We start from the raw sequence: 429 nt of genomic DNA, 5'->3' as shown, positions 1-429 counted from the left end.
AAAAGCGTCCAGAAGCTGCAGAAGGCGTTGCACGCGAAAGCGAAGGCAGAAGCCGGCTATCGTTTCTACGCGCTGTACGACAAGATCAGCCGCGATGACATTCTGGCCCATGCTTATGCCCAGTGTCGCTCCAACAAGGGCGCGCCGGGTGTGGATGGACAGGACTTTGCGGACATCGAGGAATATGGCGCCGAGCGGTGGCTGGCGGAACTGGCGCTTGCGCTCAGGGAGGAGACGTACCGGCCGGAACCGATCAGACGTGTCTACATACCAAAAGCCAACGGCAAACTCAGGCCGCTGGGCATTTCCACCGTGCGGGATCGGGTCTGCATGACAGCAGCGATGCTGGTGCTCGAACCGATCTTCGAAGCCGACCTTCCACCGGAAATCTATGCCTATCGCGCCGGGCGCAACGCCCAGCAGGCCGTG

General features: G+C 61.1%; 1 pseudogene. It reads left to right on the top strand.

Annotated features, from left to right (window positions below):
• Positions 1–429, top strand: a pseudogene (locus JQK15_RS26630) (group II intron reverse transcriptase/maturase); the annotation flags it as partial.

The organism is Sphingobium sp. BHU LFT2 (assembly GCF_018604485.1).
GTDB lineage: Bacteria > Pseudomonadota > Alphaproteobacteria > Sphingomonadales > Sphingomonadaceae > Sphingobium > Sphingobium yanoikuyae_A.
This window is presented reverse-complemented; position numbering and strand designations above follow the sequence as displayed.